The organism is Streptomyces sp. R818, assembly GCF_056172735.1.
The window spans coordinates 20,941-37,174 of the sequence record NZ_JAOCNE010000011.1; the positions used below are offsets into that span (position 1 = coordinate 20,941).

Consider the following 16,234-nt stretch of genomic DNA (forward strand, 5'->3'; position numbering starts at 1 on the left):
GGTACTGATGCGACGTTCGATTGGGCGGAATCTGTCATTCTGCGCCGTTGCGGCGACCATGGTGGCGGTCGGCGCGGCGGCGCCTCCCTCGGCCGCCTCGGGGAGTTCCGGCGCTTCTCAGGACGGCCCGCGGAAGGTGCCGGTGGCCGTCGGGTACGGCGGCGCCGTGGCGAGCGTCGACGCGGACGCCTCGGCGGCGGGCATCGAGGTGCTGCGGAACGGGGGCAACGCGGTGGACGCCGCCGTCGCCACCGCCGCCGCGCTCGGCGTGACCGAGCCGTACTCCTCGGGCGTCGGCGGAGGCGGCTACTTCGTCTACTACGACGCCAAGAGCCGCGAGGTGCACACCATCGACGGCCGCGAGACGGCGCCGCTGTCGGCGGGCCCGGACCTGTTCCTGGAGAACGGCAAGCCGATCCCCTTCGCCGACGCGGTCACCAGCGGCCTGGGCGTGGGCACGCCGGGGACCCCGGCGACCTGGCAGTCCGCGCTCGACGCGTGGGGCAGCAAGCGGCTCGGTACGGTGCTGAAGCCCGCGGAGAAGCTGGCGCGCGACGGGTTCACCGTCGACGAGACGTTCCGCTCGCAGACCGCCGCGAACGAGGCCCGGTTCCGCAACTTCCCCGACACGGTGAAGCTGTTCCTGCCCGGCGGTCGGCTCCCGGCCGTCGGCTCGACGCTGAAGAACCCGGACCTGGCGCGGACGTACCAGGAGCTGGCCCGCAAGGGCGTCGGGGCCGTGTACCGCGGGGACATCGGCGCCGACATCGTGCGCACCGCCACCAAGCCGCCCGTCGACCCGGCGTCGGGGTACAACGCGCGGCCGGGCAAGCTGTCGGCGAAGGACCTGAAGGCGTACCGCGCCAAGTACCAGGCCCCGTCGAAGACCTCCTACCGCGGTCTCGGCGTCTACTCGATGGCGCCGTCCTCGTCCGGCGGCACGACCGTCGGCGAGGCGCTGAACATCCTGGAGCGGACGAACCTGTCGAAGGCGTCCGACGTGCGCTACCTGCACCGGTACATCGAGGCGAGCCGTATCGCGTTCGCCGACCGGGGCCGCTGGGTCGGCGACCCGGCCTTCGAGGACGTACCGGCCAAGCAGCTCCTGTCGCAGCGGTTCGCGGACTCGCGCGCGTGCCTGATCAAGGACGACGCGGTGCTCACCAGCCCGGTCGCGCCCGGCGACCCCAGGCATCCGGGACAGTGCGGCAAGGCGGGTGACAAGGCGGCCCCGACGACGTACGAGGGCGAGAACACCACGCACCTCACCACCGCCGACAAGTGGGGCAACGTCGTCTCCTACACCCTCACCATCGAGCAGACCGGCGGCAGCGGCATCACCGTGCCCGGCCGCGGCTTCCTGCTCAACAACGAGCTGACCGACTTCTCCTTCGCCCCGGCGAGCCCGGACGTGCACGACCCGAACCTGCCGGGTCCCGGCAAGCGGCCGCGCTCGTCGATCTCGCCGACCATCGTGCTCGACAAGGCGGGCAAGCCGGTCGTCGCGGTCGGTTCGCCCGGCGGCGCCACCATCATCACGACCGTGCTGCAGACCCTGACCGGGTTCCTCGACCGGGGCCTGCCGCTCGTCGACGCCATCGCCGCGCCCCGCGCCAGCCAGCGCAACGCCGCGCAGACCGAGCTGGAACCTGGCCTGTACGACAGCCCGCTCCGTACGGAGCTGGAGGCCATCGGGCACTCCTTCAAGCTCAACCCGGAGATCGGCGCGGCGACGGGCGTGCAGCGCCTGGCGAACGGCAAGTGGCTGGCCGCCGCCGAGCCCGTACGGCGCGGCGGGGGCTCGGCGATGGTGGTGACGCCGGGCAGGTGACTCGGCGGGGACGGTGTCACACGTCCCTGCGGCCCACCACGAACAGGGCGAGCGCGACGGTCACCAGCGGCCAGACGGCGAACACCGTCCAGGACCCGGCGACCGTCGCGCCGCCGTACGCCTCCGGCCCCCACCCGTACAGCGTCACCAGGCGTTGCCAGGCGCTCTGCACCATCATGTTCCGTGCCCGCTCGACCCACGGTTCGGGCGAGCCGAAGAACATCGGCAGCATCAGGAGCACGAACGCCGAGGCCACCATGGTCGTCGCGCCGTGCCGGAGCAGCACGCCGAGGCCGAACCCGATCAGCGCGCTGACGGGGGCGAGGAGCGCCGACGCGGCGAGGGCGCGCAGGGAGCCCGGGTCGGTGAGGGAGACGGCGACGTCCCGGCCGCTCAGGATCGCCTGCGACACCGCGAACGAGCCGAGCGCGCAGAGCAGTCCCACGCCGGTCCAGAGCAGGGCGGTGACGGCGGCCTTGGCGAGCATGAGCGCGCGGCGGGCCGGCACGGCGGCGGTCGTGGTCCGGATCAGTCCGCTGCCGTACTCGCTGACGACGACGATCGCGCCGACGCTGCCCGCCACCAGCATCAGGACGAGGTAGCCCTCGGCGGGGAAGGCGTCCCCGAGCGCGAAGACGCGGTCGCGGCGGGCGTCCGCGTCGAGCCGGGGCACGTCCTGGTAGTCGCTCCAGGCGGCGAGCGCGGCGGTGACGAGGACGGTCAGGGTGACGGCGCCGAGCAGCCACGGCGTGGAGCGCAGCGAGCGGAGCTTGATCCACTCGGCGGCGAGCAGATCGGTGCTGCGGGCGCGGGGGGCGGCGGCGGTGGGCGCGGTCATCGGGCGGCTCCCGTCGGGTGCGGGGTGTGCGCCGGGTACTCGACCCGGTCGGCGGTCAGCTCCATGAAGGCCTCCTCCAAGGAGGCGGTCCGCGTGGTCAGTTCCCGTAGCGGGAAGCGGTGCTCCGACGCGAGAGCACCGATCCGCTCGGCGGACAGCCCGGTCACCACCAGGCGCTCACCGCTCTCGGAACCGCCCTCCGGCACGGCCTCCGCGCCCGCCGCCACCAGCACCTGGGCGAAGTCGGCGGCCCGCACCGTCCCCACCACGACACTGAGCCGCGCCGCCCGCGCCGCGAAGACCCGCAGCGGCTCGGCCGCCACGAGCCGCCCCCGCCCGATCACCACCAACTCGTCGGCCGTGGACTCCATCTCCGCCATCAGATGGCTCGACAGGAACACCGTGCGCCCCTCGGCGGCGAGCCGCCGGAACAGCCGCCGCAGCCACAGCACCCCCTCCGGGTCCATCCCGTTGAACGGCTCGTCGAACAGCAGCACCGGCGGATCCCCGAGCAGCGCCGCCGCCACCCCGAGCCGCTGCTTCATACCCAGCGAGAATCCGCCGATCCGCCGCCCGGCCGCCTCGGCGAGACCGACCTCGGCGAGGACGTCGGCGACCCGCCGCGCGGGAAGCCCGTTGGAGCGGGCGAGCGCCGCCAGATGGGCGCGGGCGGTGCGCCCGCCGTGCACCTGCTGCGCGTCGAGCAGAGCGCCCGCGTGCCGCAGCCCGCGCGGATGCGAGGCGAACGGCACCCCGCCGACGGCCGTGCCGCCCGCGTCCGGCGCGTCCAGGCCGAGGACCACCCGCAGAGTGGTGGACTTGCCCGCCCCGTTCGGCCCGAGGAACCCGGTGACGACACCGGGCCGCACGGTGAAGGACAGGCGGTCGACGGCCGTCCTGCGGCCGTACCGTTTCGTGAGCTCGTTGACCTCGATCATGTCCGCCACCGTGCCGCGCGGCGGCACGCCCGCACATCGGGCCACGGGATGCATCCCCCGGGCCGATGACCCCGCGCCCCCCGCCCTCGTACGCTCACCGGTGTGAACGCCGCAAACGCAGCCGCGCCCCCGCGACGATCCGTCCTCGTCTGGTGCGGCCTCGCCCTGTACCCCCTGGCCGGGGCCCTGTGCCTGTTCGGCTCCTCGCAGGTGCTGCCGTCGGTGCGGGCGGTCGGGGTGGCGCTGTCGGCGGTGCTCCTCGTGGGCGTGGTCGCACGGGTGCCGCTGCTCGCGCTGATCGTGGTGCTGCTCGGAACCCTGTCCGCGGTCGCGCTCCAGCCCTCGTACGGGCCCTGGGACGACTCGCGGCAGACGACGGTGGTCGCGTTCGTCTCGGCCGACGTGATCCTCGCCCGTCTCGTGGCGACCCGTTCGTCCGCGCAATGGAGCACGGGCGTCGTCCTCTCCGTCCTCGCGCAGGCGGCCGCCATCCTCTTCTTCGTGCACCCGGAGAACCTGATCGCCTTCGGGGTCGTCGCCCTGCTCGTGCTGCTCGTCGCCTGCATGGTCGGGCTGCTGGCGGGGGAGCGGCGCCGGCACGCGGCGGCCCTGCGCGAACAGGCCGTCGCCGAGGCGGTGACCGCCGAACGGCTGCGCATCGCGCGGGAGTTGCACGATCTCGTCTCGCACAGCATCAGCGTCATCGCCATCCAGTCGGGTGTCGCGAGCCGCGTCATCGAGACCCGTCCGAAGGAGGCCCGCGACGCCCTGCGCGCCATCGAGGCGACCAGCCGCGAGACCCTCCAGGGCCTGCGCCGCACCCTGGTCGCGCTGCGCCGGGCCGAGCCGGGCGAGACGGCCCCGCTCGCCCCGAGCACGGGACTCGCGGACCTCGGCCGGCTCTCCGAGACGACGACCAGGGACGCGGGTGTGCGCGTCGAGGTGGCCGTGACCGGCACGCCCCGCGCGCTCCCGCCCGACATCGACCTGGCGGCGTACCGCATCGTGCAGGAGTCCCTGGCCAACGTGGTCCGGCACGCCCGCACCGACACCTGCCGCGTCCTCGTCACCCACGCCGACGACGCGCTGCGCCTGGAGATCGTGGACGCCGGGACGGGCCCCGTCGCCTCCGCTACCGTGCCCGGCATGGGGATCACGGGGATGGCGGAGCGGGTGAGCCTGCTGCACGGCGAGTTCAGCGCGGGTCCTGGACCGGACGGCGGGTTCCGGGTGGCGGCGCGGATACCGCTGCCGGAGGCGGCCCGGTGACCGTACGGGTGCTGCTCGTCGACGACCAGCCGCTGGTGCGTTCCGGGCTCAGGGTCCTGATCAGTGACACAGACGACCTGGAGGTGGCCGGCGAGGCGGGCGACGGCGCCGAGGCCGTCGAGCAGGCCGTCCGCCTGCGGCCCGACGTCGTCGTCATGGACATCCGGATGCCCGGCACCGACGGCATCGAGGCGACGCGGCGGATCATGGCGGCGGACACCGGCAGCCGCGTCCTCGTGCTCACCACCTTCGACGAGGACGCGTACGTGTACGGGGCCCTGCGGGCCGGCGCGGGCGGGTTCGTCGTCAAGGACATGCAGCTGGAGGACATCCTGGCGGCGATCCGCGTCGTCGCCGCCGGGGACGCGCTCATCGCGCCGGGCGTCACCCGCCGCCTGATCGCGGACTTCGTGGGGCGGCCGGAGCGGGCGACGACGACGGCCCGCGCGTCGCGCGTCACCGAGGGCGTCACCCAGCGCGAGCGCGAGGTCCTCACCCTGATCGGCCTCGGCCGCTCGAACCAGGAGATCGCCGACGACCTGGTCATCAGCGTGGCCACGGTCAAGTCCCACGTGGCCCGCCTGCTCACCAAGCTGGACGCGCGGGACCGCGTGCAGCTCGTGATCACCGCGTACGAGGCGGGCCTGGTGGCACCGGAGCGCTGAGAGCAGGGGGAGGCACCGGTATTCTTATCCGGTATAGGAATAGGGCCTCAGGTACCCTGGACCCATGGTCCGAACCCCTTTGACCCCGCAAGAGCGAGAGCGCGGCGAGCGCCTCGGCCGGCTGCTGCGCGAGGCCCGGCTCGGCCGCAGCATGACCGAGGTCGCGGCGGCGGCGGGCGTCTCCGTCGAGACGCTGCGCAAGATCGAGACCGGTCGTGCGCCCACCCCCGCGTTCTTCACCGTCGCCGCCATCGCGCGCGAGCTGGGCCTCTCCATGGACGAACTGATGGCGCACTGCGGCCCGGTCCCCGTCTGACGCGGCTCGCGCCTCGGCCGGCCCCGGGCCGGAGATCACCCGCAAGGGTGTCAATCAAGATCGATCGAGCGGGTTGCCGACGATGGTCTTGGCAAGCCTGCCGCACGGGCTTACGTTCGTGCCTCTACGACCCTGGTCTACGGGCGTAGAGGAGCAGGCAAAGGAGCGGCCCATGACACCCGATCTGCACGCCCGCCACCGCGCCACCCTGCCGGACTGGCTGGCGCTGTACTACGCGAACCCGATCGAGCTGACCCACGGCGAGGGCCGCCACGTCTGGGACGCGGCGGGCACCAAGTACCTCGACTTCTTCGGCGGCATCCTCACCACGATGACGGCGCACGCGCTGCCCGAGGTCACCAAGGCGGTGAGCGAACAGGCGGCCCGCATCGTCCACTCCTCGACGCTCTACCTCAACCGCACGATGATCGAACTCGCCGAGCGCGTAGCCCAGTTGTCGGGCATCCCGGATGCCCGGGTCTTCTTCACCACCTCCGGCACCGAGGCCAACGACGCGGCGCTGCTCCTCGCCACCTCCTACCGCCGCTCGAACCAGATCCTCGCCATGCGCAACAGCTACCACGGCCGCTCCTTCTCGGCCGTCGGCATCACCGGCAACCGCGGCTGGTCCCCGACCAGCCTCTCCCCGCTCCAGACGCTCTACGTGCACGGAGGCGTCCGGAGCCGCGGCCCGTACGCCCACCTCTCCGACGCCGAGTTCACCGACGCCTGCGTCGCCGACCTGCGCGACATGCTCGGCCAGACGCGCGGCGACGTGGCGGCGCTCATCGCCGAACCGGTCCAGGGCGTCGGCGGCTTCACCTCGCCCCCGGACGGCCTCTACGCCCGCTTCCGCGAGGTGCTCCGCGAACACGGCATCCTCTGGATCACCGACGAGGTGCAGACCGGCTGGGGCCGCACCGGCGACCACTTCTGGGGCTGGCAGGCCCACGCCGAGTCCGGCCCGCCGGACATCCTCACCTTCGCCAAGGGCATCGGCAACGGCATGTCGATCGGCGGCGTCGTCGCCCGTGCCGAGGTCATGAACTGCCTCGGCGCGAACTCCATCTCCACCTTCGGCGGCTCCCCCATCACCATGGCCGCGGGCCTCGCCAACCTCTCCTACCTCCTCGAACACGACCTCCAGGGCAACGCGCGCCGCGTCGGCGGCCTCCTCATCGAACGCCTCCGCGCCATCGCGGCGCATGCCTCCGGCGTCCGCGAGGTACGCGGCCGGGGCCTCATGATCGGCATCGAACTGGCCCACCCCGACACGGGCGAGGCGACCCCGAACGCCGCCGCGGCGGTCCTGGAGTCCTGCCGCGAGAACGGCCTCCTGATCGGCAAGGGAGGCGCCCACGACACAAGCGTCCTGCGCATCGCGCCCCCGCTGTCCCTGACGGTGGCGGAGGCGGAGGAGGGAGCCTCGATCCTGGACGCGGCGCTGCGGGAGCACGCCTAGGGGCGCGGGGAACTGCGCGACCAGCCACGACGCACCCGCAGTCGGCGGACAACAGAAGACCCACGGCGCGCTTCCGTCCAGGAGAGGACGCCCATGACCCTGAACCCGGCTCTCGACCACTCCCTCTCCGTCCGCCAGATCCTCGCCCTGGACAGAATCGCAGCCGGACAACCGGAGGTGGTCGCAGCGGCGGCACACCTCGACCGCCCCGTCCGCTGGGTCCACGTAGCAGAGGCCGCGGACGTGGGCGTCATGCTCACCGGCGGCGAGATGATCCTGACCACCGGCGTCCTCCTGGCAGGCGACGTCCGCAGCCAGACCGAGTACATCCGCTCCCTCCACAAAGCAGAGGCCGCGGCCCTCGTCCTGGGCCTCGGCCGCGCCTTCCCCGCACCTCCGGAGGACATGCGCCGCGAGGCGGAGCGCCACGGCCTGCCCATGGTGGTCCTCCACCGCCCGTTCCCCTTCGCGGAGTTGACGGAAGAGGTCCAGTCCCGCCTGGTCCGCCGCAAGTTCGCGGCCGTCAGCCTCTCCGAGGGCATCCGCACCGCGCTGACGGGCCTGATCACAGCGGGCGCCCCGCTCCAGAGCCTGCTCGACGAGATCGCCGCCCACAGCGCCTGCCCGGTCGTCGTCACCAACCTGGCCCACCGTGTCCTCGCCACGGCCGGGGAGCGCCCCGCCGTCGACGACGTCCTGCGCGACTGGGACCGCATCGCCCGCAAGGCCGGCGAGATCGACGGCGAGGGCTGGCTCCGCGCCGACCTCGGCGGCCGGGGCGAACGCTGGGGCTCCGTCGTCCTGTGCGGCTACCGGGGCGACGGCGCCTCGGGCCGCCTGCTGGCCGACCGAGCCGCCGAGGCGCTCGTCCTGCACCGCATGTTGTCCGGCTCCGCGCCGAGCTGGGAGGAGCAGTCCGCCCGGTGCCTCCTCGCCGACCTCCTCTCCGGCGTCGTCCCGGCCCGCCAACTCCTGCCCCGCGCAAGGGCGGCAGGGCTGCCGGTGAACCGCCGCACCTTCGTCCCGCTCGTCGTCCGCGACGGAGACCCGGCCCAGCTCGACCGTGTGATACGCCTCCTGGGCCTCCCCGGGCTCGTCGCCGAGGTCGCCGAGGGTGCCACCGCCGTCCTCCTCAGCCTCGCCCGCGACCAGGCCGCCGACGCCCTCACCGACCGCTTCGCGTCCCGCCTGCGCGCCGAGACGGGAGAAGGGGACGCGGTCGTCGCCGCCGGACCCGCACGGCCCGGCTGGGAGGACGTGCCCGCCGGGCTGCGCGAGGCGCTGCACGTCGCGGAGGCCGTCGCGGAAGCGCCGCCCGGCCTGCCGTCCGTGGTCCGGCTCGGCGACGTACGCCTGCGCGGTCTCGTCCGGCTGCTGCGGGACGACCCGCGCGTGCAGTCGTTCGCCGAGCGGGAGCTGGACGGCCTGCTGCGCGCCGACGACACGGACGCCCTGCTGCCCGTCCTGCGCACGTATCTCGCCACCGGCCGCAACAAATCCCGGACCGCCCACCTCCACCACATGAGCCGCCCCGCCCTCTACCGCCGCCTGGAGACCATCGAGGCGCTGCTCGGCATGGACCTCGACGACTTCGAGCAGGCCGCCTCCGTCCACATCGCCCTGCTCGCGCACGACGCCCAGCGCGGAACGTGACACCGTGCAACGCCGCGCGCCCGACGACGTGACACGGTGCGACTCGGCGCCCCCGGCCGGAATTCCTATCGTCGACAGCACGCCGCGCACCCCCCTCAGGAGGTCCCGATGAGCCCCGTGATCCGTGCCGCGATCTTCCAGACCGCCTGGACCGGCGAGAAAGAGTCCATGATCAAGGCGCACGAGCAGGCCGTCCGCGACGCCGCCGCGCAGGGCGCCCAAGTCCTCTGCTTCCAGGAGCTGTTCTACGGCCCGTACTTCTGCCAGGTCCAGGACCCGGAGTTCTACGCGTACGCCGAGGCGATCCCGGACGGACCGATCGTGCGCCGCTTCCAGGAGCTGGCCCGCGAGCACCACATCGTCCTCGTGCTGCCGATGTACGAGGAGGAGCAGCCCGGCGTTCTTTACAACACGGCCGCCGTGATCGACGCCGACGGCTCCTACCTCGGCAAGTACCGCAAGACGCACATCCCGCAGGTCAAGGGGTTCTGGGAGAAGTTCTACTTCCGGCCCGGCAACTCCGGCTGGCCCGTCTTCGACACGGCGGTCGGCAAGATCGGCGTCTACATCTGCTACGACCGGCACTTCCCGGAGGGCTGGCGCGCGCTCGGCCTCGAAGGCGCGCAGATCGTCTTCAACCCCTCCGCCACCAGCCGGGGCCTCTCCCGCTACCTGTGGCAGCTGGAGCAGCCGGCCGCCGCCGTCGCCAACGAGTACTTCGTCGGCGCCATCAACCGCGTGGGGGTGGAGGAGTACGGCGACAACGACTTCTACGGCACCTCCTACTTCGTCGACCCCGAGGGCCGGTTCGTGGGCGAGGTCGCCGACGACAAGGCGCCCGAACTCGTCGTCCGCGACCTCGACATCGCCACACTCCGCGAGGTCCGCGACCGCTGGCAGTTCTACCGCGACCGCAACCCGCAGGCGTACGAGCCGCTCACCCGCCCGTAGTTCGGCAGACCCCTGGAGGAGAGCATGAGCGCCGTCCGTACCGTCGTCCGCGGCGGACTCGTCGTCACCGCCGCCGACGAGATGCACGCCGACGTCCTCATCGAGGACGGGCGCGTCGTGGCCCTGGCGGCCAGCGGCAGCGACACCGCCGCGTCCTGGACGGACGCGCGGGTCGTCGACGCGAGCCGGAAGTACGTCATCCCGGGCGGCGTCGACGGGCACACCCACATGGAGATGCCGTTCGGCGGCACCTTCGCCGCCGACACCTTCGAGACCGGGACCCGGGCGGCGGCCTGGGGCGGCACCACGACCATCGTCGACTTCGCCATCCAGTCCGTCGGGCACTCGCTGCGCGAGGGCCTCGACGCCTGGCACGCCAAGGCCGACGGCACGTGCGCCATCGACTACGGCTTCCACATGATCGTCTCTGACGTGCACGACGAGACGCTCAAGGAGATGGACCTCCTCGTCGAGGAGGGAGTGACCTCCTTCAAGCAGTTCATGGCGTATCCGGGCGTCTTCTACTCCGACGACGGGCAGATCCTGCGCGCCATGCAGCGCGCCGCCGAGAACGGCGGCCTGATCATGATGCACGCCGAGAACGGCATCGCCATCGACGTCCTCGTGCAGCAGGCCCTCGCGCGCGGCGAGACCGACCCCCGCCACCACGGCGAGGTCAGGAAGGCGCTGCTCGAAGCGGAGGCCACGCACCGCGCGATCAAGCTGGCGCAGGTGGCGGGCGCGCCGCTGTACGTCGTGCACGTCTCCGCGCAGGAGGCGGTCGCCGAGCTGGCGCGCGCCCGCGACGAGGGCCTCCCCGTCTTCGGCGAGACCTGCCCGCAGTACCTGTTCCTGTCCACCGACAACCTCGCCGAGCCGGAGTTCGAGGGCGCGAAGTACGTGTGCTCGACCCCGCTCAGGCCGAAGGAGCACCAGGCGGCCCTCTGGCGCGGCCTGCGCACCAATGACCTCCAGGTCGTCTCCACCGACCACTGCCCCTTCTGCTTCACCGGCCAGAAGGAGCTGGGCCGCGGCGACTTCTCGAAGATCCCCAACGGGATGCCGGGTGTCGAGAACCGCATGGACCTCCTGCACCAGGCGGTCGTCGACGGGCACATCACGCGCCGCCGCTGGATCGAGATCGCCTGCGCCTCACCGGCCCGGATGTTCGGCCTGTACCCGAAGAAGGGCACGATCGCGCCGGGCGCCGACGCGGACATCGTGATCTACGACCCGCACGCCGAGCAGACCGTCAGCGCCGCCACGCACCACATGAACGTCGACTACTCGGCGTACGAGGGCAAGCGGCTGACCGGCCGCGTCGAGACGGTCCTCTCGCGCGGTGAACTGGTCATCACCGAACGGGAGTTCACCGGCCGGGCCGGGCACGGCGCGTACACCCCGCGCTCCACATGTCAGTACTGAGAGGGGCAGCCAGCATGGACTTCGGACTCGTCCTGCAGACCGACCCGCCGGCGTCGGCGGTCGTGGAGTTGATGAAGCGCGCGGAGGGGGCCGGGTTCACCCACGGGTGGACGTTCGACTCGTGCGTGCTGTGGCAGGAGCCGTTCGTCATTTACAGCCGCATCCTCGCCGAGACGGAGCGGCTGACCGTCGGCCCGATGGTGACCAACCCGGGGACCCGCACCTGGGAGGTGACCGGCTCGACCTTCGCCACGCTCAACGACATGTACGGCAACCGCACCGTCTGCGGCATCGGACGCGGCGACTCCGCCATGCGCGTCGCGGGCCGGGCCCCGAACACCCTCGCCCGGATCAGCGACGCGATGAAGGTGATCCGTGCGCTCGGCCGGGGCGACGAGGCGGACCTCGGCGGCGGCGCGGTCGTCCGCTTCCCCTGGGTGCGCGAGGGCGCCGAACTCCCCGTCTGGATGGCCGCGTACGGGCCGAAGGCGCTGAGGATGACCGGCGAGGAGGCCGACGGCTTCATCCTCCAGCTCGCCGATCCGTTCCTGACGGAGTGGATGGTGAAGGCGGTGCGGGACGCGGCCGTCGCGGCGGGCCGGGACCCGGCGGACGTGAAGATCTGCGTCGCCGCGCCCGCATACGTCACCGACGACGACTCACCGGAGGCCCTCGCGCACGCGCGGGAGCAGTGCCGCTGGTTCGGCGGCATGGTCGGCAACCACGTCGCCGACCTGGTCTCCAGGTACGGCGCGCACTCGGGCATGGTCCCCGACGAGCTGACCGAGTACATCAAGGCGCGCGAGGGCTACGACTACGCGCACCACGGCCGCTCGGGCAACCCGGACACCGCGTTCGTGCCGGACGAGATCGTCGACCGCTTCTGCCTCCTCGGCCCGGCCTCGGCCCACGTGGAGAAACTGCGCACGCTGCGGGAGTTGGGCGTCGACCAGTTCGCCCTGTACGCCATGCACGACGCGAAGGAGGCGGTGATCGACCGGTACGGCAGGGACGTGATCCCGGCGCTGCACGTGTGAACCGTTTCGCTAGAACGGACTGCCCATGACCGACACCGCCCCGCCCGTCCGCGCGGCCGACCTGGGGGCCGACGCCTTCCCGGCGGACAGCCGTTACGCCAACGAGGATCTGCGCCCCGTCCCGCTCGCCGAGCGCCGCTGGACCACGTACAACTTCGTGGCCCTGTGGATCGGCATGGCCCACTGCATCCCGTCCTGGACGCTCGCCTCGGGCCTGGTCGCGCTCGGCATGGACTGGAGACAGGCGGTGCTCACCATCGCCCTGGCCAATGTGATCGTGCTGCTTCCGATGCTGCTCACGGGCCACGCCGGGCCGAAGTACGGCATACCCTTCCCGGTCCTGGCCCGCGCCTCGTTCGGGATACGCGGGGCCAATCTGCCCGCGATGGTGCGCGCGGCGGTGGCCTGCTGCTGGTTCGGCATCCAGACGTGGATCGGCGGCCAGGGCATCTTCGTCCTCCTGGGCAAGATCTTCGGCGGCTGGGCCGACGCGGCGAGGATCGGCGGCTACCCGTGGACGCTGTGGCTGTGCTTCGGCGTCTTCTGGGTGCTCGAACTCGCCATCATCTACCGGGGGATGGACACCCTGCGCCGGTTCGAGAACTGGGCGGCGCCGTTCGTCCTCGTCGGCGCGCTGGTGCTGCTCGTCTGGATCGCGCACAAGGCGGGCGGCTTCGGCCCGCTGCTGCACGAGCCGTCGAAGGTCGGCTGGGGCGCGGACTTCTGGAAGATCTTCTTCCCCGGCCTGATGGGCATGATCGGTTTCTGGTCGACGCTGTCGCTGAACATCCCGGACTTCACCCGGTTCGGCAAGGGGCAGCGGGCGCAGGTGGTCGGGCAGACGCTCGGGCTGCCGACGACCATGACGCTGTTCGCGCTGATGTCGGTCCTCGTGACCGCCGGTTCGGAGCAGGTCTACGGCGTCGCGATCTGGGACCCGGTCGAGCTGGCCGGCAAGACGGACAGCGTCTTCGGGCTGCTTTTCGCGCTGGTCACGGTGTTCGTGGCGACGATCTCGGTCAACATCGCCGCGAACGTCGTCTCGCCCGCGTACGACCTCGCGAACCTCGCCCCGAAGCTGATCACCTTCCGTACGGGCGCGGTCATCACCGGCGTCGTGGGTGTCCTGGTGATGCCGTGGAAGCTGACCTCGACGCCCGAGCTGTACATCTTCACCTGGCTCGGTGTGGTGGGCGGGCTGCTCGGCACGGTCGCGGGCATCCTCATCGCCGACTACTGGATCGTCCGGCGGACGGCCCTGGACCTCGCCGACCTGTACGTGGCGGGCGGGCGCTACTGGTACTCCGGCGGCTGGAACCTGCGGGCCGTCGCCGCCTTCGCCGTCGGCGGGCTGCTCGCGGTCGGCGGCTCGTACTCCACGCTCGACGAGGACGGGAACAAGGCGGGCCCGTTCCCCGTGGACGGCGTCGTCCCCTTCCTGAAACCGCTGGCCGACTACGGGTGGGCCGTGGGGCTCGGCGCGTCGCTGTGCTTGTATCTGGTGCTCATGGCGGCCGGGCGCGATCGTGGGACGCGGCATGCGTGACACGCCTAGGCCCACTGATCAGGAGGACCGAGATGCGTACGTTGATCAGCACCGCCTTCGTCTCGCTGGACGGGGTCATGGAGGCCCCGGGCGGCGAGTCCGGGTACCGCAACGCCGGGTGGACCTTCAAGGACATCGAGTTCCGTCCCGAGGCGTACGAGCTGAAGGGCCGCGAGCAGAAGGAAGCGGCCGCGATGATGCTCGGCCGGGTCAGCTATGAGGCGTTCAGCCCGCTCTGGCCCACGATGGAGGAGTTCGCCGACTACGCGGCGATGCCGAAGTACGTCGTGTCGACGACGCTCGGCGAGGAGGCCCTGGTGGACAACTGGGGCCCGACCACGATCCTGCGCTCGCTCGACGACGTCGCCGCGCTGAAGGAGACCGAGGGCGGGCCGGTCATCGTCCACGGCAGCGCCTCGCTCAACCGGAGCCTGTCGGCGGCCGGGCTCATCGACCGCTACCACCTGCTGGTCTTCCCGGTGCTGCTCGGCGCGGGAAAACGCCTGTTCAGCGACGCGGACAGGGACAAGCAGAACCTGCGGCTCGTCGAGCACGAGGCGTACGCGAACGGGCTGCAGAAGAACGTTTTCGAGGTCGTGCGCTGACGCGCACGCTGCCGCTCCGCTCCGGTTGAATCCCGGAATTCCATGACGCGTTCCATTGACGGATGCCTTTCACACGCCGTATTGGTATACCAAAGCCGTCGGGGCGTGCTGTCGCTCTCGCGGAGGCGTGTGCCCCTTTGCCTGCATTCGAGGGCGAGTTGGGCGCATTCAGACAGAGGAGCGCGTCATGGTCGCCGTGCACGAACAGACCTCCACAGCCGCAGCCACGGGGCCGGACGGCACCAGCCCCGGGCTCTACAGTCCCGACCTCGCGCCCACCCGCAGGGAGGGCCGCCGCTGGGGCGCGTACAACGTGTTCACGCTGTGGGGCAACGACGTGCACAGCCTCGGCAACTACGCCTTCGCCATGGGCCTCTTCGCCCTCGGGATGAGCGTCTGGCAGATCCTCATCGCCTTCGCCATCGCCTCGGCCCTGCTGTTCGGACTGCTCACGCTCTCCGGGTACATGGGCCACAAGACGGGCGTCCCGTTCCCGGTGATGAGCCGGATCTCGTTCGGCACCAAGGGCGCGCAGCTCCCGGCAGCGGTGCGCGGCATCGTCGCCATCGCCTGGTTCGGCATCCAGACCTACCTCGCCGCCTCGGTGCTCCGCGCGGTGATCAAGAAACTCGCGCCGGGCGCCGCGTCGCTCGACCACAACTCGATCCTCGGCCTGTCCACCCTCGGCTGGATCACCTTCGTCGCGCTGTGGGCGGTCCAGGTCGTGATCGTCAGCTACGGCATGGAGCTGATCCGCAAGTACATGGCGTTCGCCGCGCCCGCCATCCTGATCACGATGTGCGGCCTCGCGATCTGGATCCTGACCAAGACGGACCTGTCGATCGCGGTCTCCACGGGCCACGCCCCGACCGGCCTCGACGCCTGGCGGCAGGTCTTCGAGAGCGCCGCTCTCTGGGTCGTCATCTACGGCACGTTCGTCCTGAACTTCTGCGACTTCACGCGCTCCGCGAAGAGCCGCCGCGCCATCGTCGTGGGCAACCTCGTCGGCATCCCGCTCAACATGCTCTTCTTCGCCGGGATCGTGGTCGTGCTCTCCGGCGGCCAGTTCACGCTCGACGGGCAGGTCGTCACCGGTCCCGAGGACATCGTCGCCACCGTCCCCAGCACCACGCTGATGGTGCTCGCCTCGCTCGCCTTCATCACCCTGACCATCGCGGTGAACCTGCTCGCGAACTTCGTCGCCCCGATCTACGCGCTGGTCAACCTCTTCCCGCGCAAGCTCGACTTCCGCAAGGCCGGCCTGGTCAGCGCCGTGATCGGCCTCGTCATCCTGCCGTGGAACCTCTACAACAGCCCGACCGTCGTCAACTACTTCCTCGGCGGCCTCGGCGCCCTCCTCGGCCCCGCCTTCGGCGTCGTCATGGCCGACTACTGGCTGGTGCGCAGGACCCGCGTCAACGTCCCCGCGCTCTACACCGACGCCGCCGACGGCGACTACCACTACCGCTCCGGCTTCCACCTGCGCGCCGTCGGCGCCTTCGGCCCGGCCGCCGCCGTGGCCGTCGTCGTCGCCCTCGTGCCCGTCTTCGAGCCGGTCTCCGGCTTCTCCTGGTTCATCGGAGCGGGCCTCGCCGCCCTGCTCTACGTGGCCTTCGCCGACCGCAGCCGCACCGCCCTCGACGTGGACGGCGAGGCGCTCGCGGTCGACTCCGCGTAACTCCTCGTCGCCACGCGGCA

General features: G+C 71.8%; 14 protein-coding genes. 12 read left to right on the forward strand and 2 right to left on the reverse strand.

Annotation, left to right across the window (positions count from 1 at the left end; translation table 11 throughout):
• Positions 1-7 precede the first annotated feature (7 nt).
• Positions 8-1,831: a gamma-glutamyltransferase gene (gene ggt, locus N5I75_RS24950; protein ID WP_476680792.1), complete on the forward strand. Its 1,824-nt coding sequence runs from the start codon at positions 8-10 to the stop codon at positions 1,829-1,831.
• Positions 1,832-1,847: 16 nt separating this feature from the next.
• Here the strand turns inward: ggt and N5I75_RS24955 are convergent, their stop codons facing one another.
• Positions 1,848-2,669 (reverse strand): ABC transporter permease, encoded by an 822-nt coding sequence (locus N5I75_RS24955; RefSeq protein ID WP_476680794.1) that lies wholly within the window; start codon positions 2,667-2,669, stop codon positions 1,848-1,850.
• On the reverse strand, positions 2,666-3,607 hold the full coding sequence (locus N5I75_RS24960; protein WP_476681268.1) for an ABC transporter ATP-binding protein: 942 nt from the start codon (positions 3,605-3,607) through the stop codon (positions 2,666-2,668). Before N5I75_RS24960 ends, N5I75_RS24955 begins: the two co-directional genes overlap by 4 nt.
• Before the next feature lie 102 nt (positions 3,608-3,709).
• Between N5I75_RS24960 and N5I75_RS24965 the strand changes: the two genes are divergently transcribed.
• The 11 genes from N5I75_RS24965 to N5I75_RS25015 all read left to right on the forward strand — a co-directional run bounded on the left by N5I75_RS24965 (position 3,710) and on the right by N5I75_RS25015 (position 16,214).
• A complete protein-coding gene (locus N5I75_RS24965; protein ID WP_476680796.1) occupies positions 3,710-4,876 on the forward strand; it encodes a sensor histidine kinase in 1,167 nt (388 codons plus the stop codon).
• Positions 4,873-5,541 (forward strand): response regulator, encoded by a 669-nt coding sequence (locus N5I75_RS24970; RefSeq protein ID WP_476680798.1) that lies wholly within the window; start codon positions 4,873-4,875, stop codon positions 5,539-5,541. Before N5I75_RS24965 ends, N5I75_RS24970 begins: the two co-directional genes overlap by 4 nt.
• A 64-nt stretch (positions 5,542-5,605) precedes the next feature.
• Positions 5,606-5,857: a helix-turn-helix domain-containing protein gene (locus N5I75_RS24975; RefSeq protein WP_398194010.1), complete on the forward strand. Its 252-nt coding sequence runs from the start codon at positions 5,606-5,608 to the stop codon at positions 5,855-5,857.
• Between the two features lie 172 nt (positions 5,858-6,029).
• A complete protein-coding gene (locus N5I75_RS24980) occupies positions 6,030-7,319 on the forward strand; it encodes an aspartate aminotransferase family protein (protein WP_476680800.1) in 1,290 nt (429 codons plus the stop codon).
• 93 nt (positions 7,320-7,412) lie between these two features.
• Entirely contained in the window at positions 7,413-8,972 is a 1,560-nt protein-coding gene (locus N5I75_RS24985; protein WP_476680802.1) for a PucR family transcriptional regulator, read from the forward strand.
• Between the two features lie 108 nt (positions 8,973-9,080).
• The gene (locus N5I75_RS24990; RefSeq protein WP_476680804.1) at positions 9,081-9,923 is read left to right on the forward strand and encodes a nitrilase-related carbon-nitrogen hydrolase; all 843 of its coding nucleotides are present in this window, start codon (positions 9,081-9,083) and stop codon (positions 9,921-9,923) included.
• A 24-nt stretch (positions 9,924-9,947) separates the two neighbouring features.
• On the forward strand, positions 9,948-11,348 hold the full coding sequence (hydA, locus tag N5I75_RS24995; RefSeq protein ID WP_476680806.1) for a dihydropyrimidinase: 1,401 nt from the start codon (positions 9,948-9,950) through the stop codon (positions 11,346-11,348).
• Between the two features lie 14 nt (positions 11,349-11,362).
• Positions 11,363-12,385, forward strand: a complete 1,023-nt coding sequence (locus N5I75_RS25000; RefSeq protein ID WP_476680808.1) for a TIGR03842 family LLM class F420-dependent oxidoreductase — start codon at positions 11,363-11,365, stop codon at positions 12,383-12,385.
• A gap of 25 nt (positions 12,386-12,410) precedes the next feature.
• On the forward strand, positions 12,411-13,931 hold the full coding sequence (locus N5I75_RS25005; protein WP_476680810.1) for an NCS1 family nucleobase:cation symporter-1: 1,521 nt from the start codon (positions 12,411-12,413) through the stop codon (positions 13,929-13,931).
• Between the two features lie 32 nt (positions 13,932-13,963).
• Positions 13,964-14,536 (forward strand): dihydrofolate reductase family protein, encoded by a 573-nt coding sequence (locus N5I75_RS25010; protein WP_476680812.1) that lies wholly within the window; start codon positions 13,964-13,966, stop codon positions 14,534-14,536.
• 187 nt (positions 14,537-14,723) lie between these two features.
• Entirely contained in the window at positions 14,724-16,214 is a 1,491-nt protein-coding gene (locus N5I75_RS25015) for an NCS1 family nucleobase:cation symporter-1 (RefSeq protein WP_476680814.1), read from the forward strand.
• Positions 16,215-16,234: the final 20 nt, after the last annotated feature.

Bases quoted from the DNA above. Each gene is read 5' to 3' on its own strand.
- N5I75_RS25010 (WP_476680812.1), top strand. From the start codon at position 13,964: ATGCGTACGTTGATCAGCACCGCCTTCGTCTCGCTGGACGGGGTCATG.
- N5I75_RS25005 (WP_476680810.1), top strand. From the start codon at position 12,411: ATGACCGACACCGCCCCGCCCGTCCGCGCGGCCGACCTGGGGGCCGAC.
- N5I75_RS24990 (WP_476680804.1), top strand. From the start codon at position 9,081: ATGAGCCCCGTGATCCGTGCCGCGATCTTCCAGACCGCCTGGACCGGC.
- ggt (WP_476680792.1), top strand. From the start codon at position 8: ATGCGACGTTCGATTGGGCGGAATCTGTCATTCTGCGCCGTTGCGGCG.
- N5I75_RS24985 (WP_476680802.1), top strand. From the start codon at position 7,413: ATGACCCTGAACCCGGCTCTCGACCACTCCCTCTCCGTCCGCCAGATC.
- N5I75_RS24980 (WP_476680800.1), top strand. From the start codon at position 6,030: ATGACACCCGATCTGCACGCCCGCCACCGCGCCACCCTGCCGGACTGG.
- N5I75_RS25015 (WP_476680814.1), top strand. From the start codon at position 14,724: ATGGTCGCCGTGCACGAACAGACCTCCACAGCCGCAGCCACGGGGCCG.
- N5I75_RS24975 (WP_398194010.1), top strand. From the start codon at position 5,606: ATGGTCCGAACCCCTTTGACCCCGCAAGAGCGAGAGCGCGGCGAGCGC.
- hydA (WP_476680806.1), top strand. From the start codon at position 9,948: ATGAGCGCCGTCCGTACCGTCGTCCGCGGCGGACTCGTCGTCACCGCC.
- N5I75_RS25000 (WP_476680808.1), top strand. From the start codon at position 11,363: ATGGACTTCGGACTCGTCCTGCAGACCGACCCGCCGGCGTCGGCGGTC.
- N5I75_RS24955 (WP_476680794.1), bottom strand. From the start codon at position 2,669: ATGACCGCGCCCACCGCCGCCGCCCCCCGCGCCCGCAGCACCGATCTG.
- N5I75_RS24960 (WP_476681268.1), bottom strand. From the start codon at position 3,607: ATGATCGAGGTCAACGAGCTCACGAAACGGTACGGCCGCAGGACGGCC.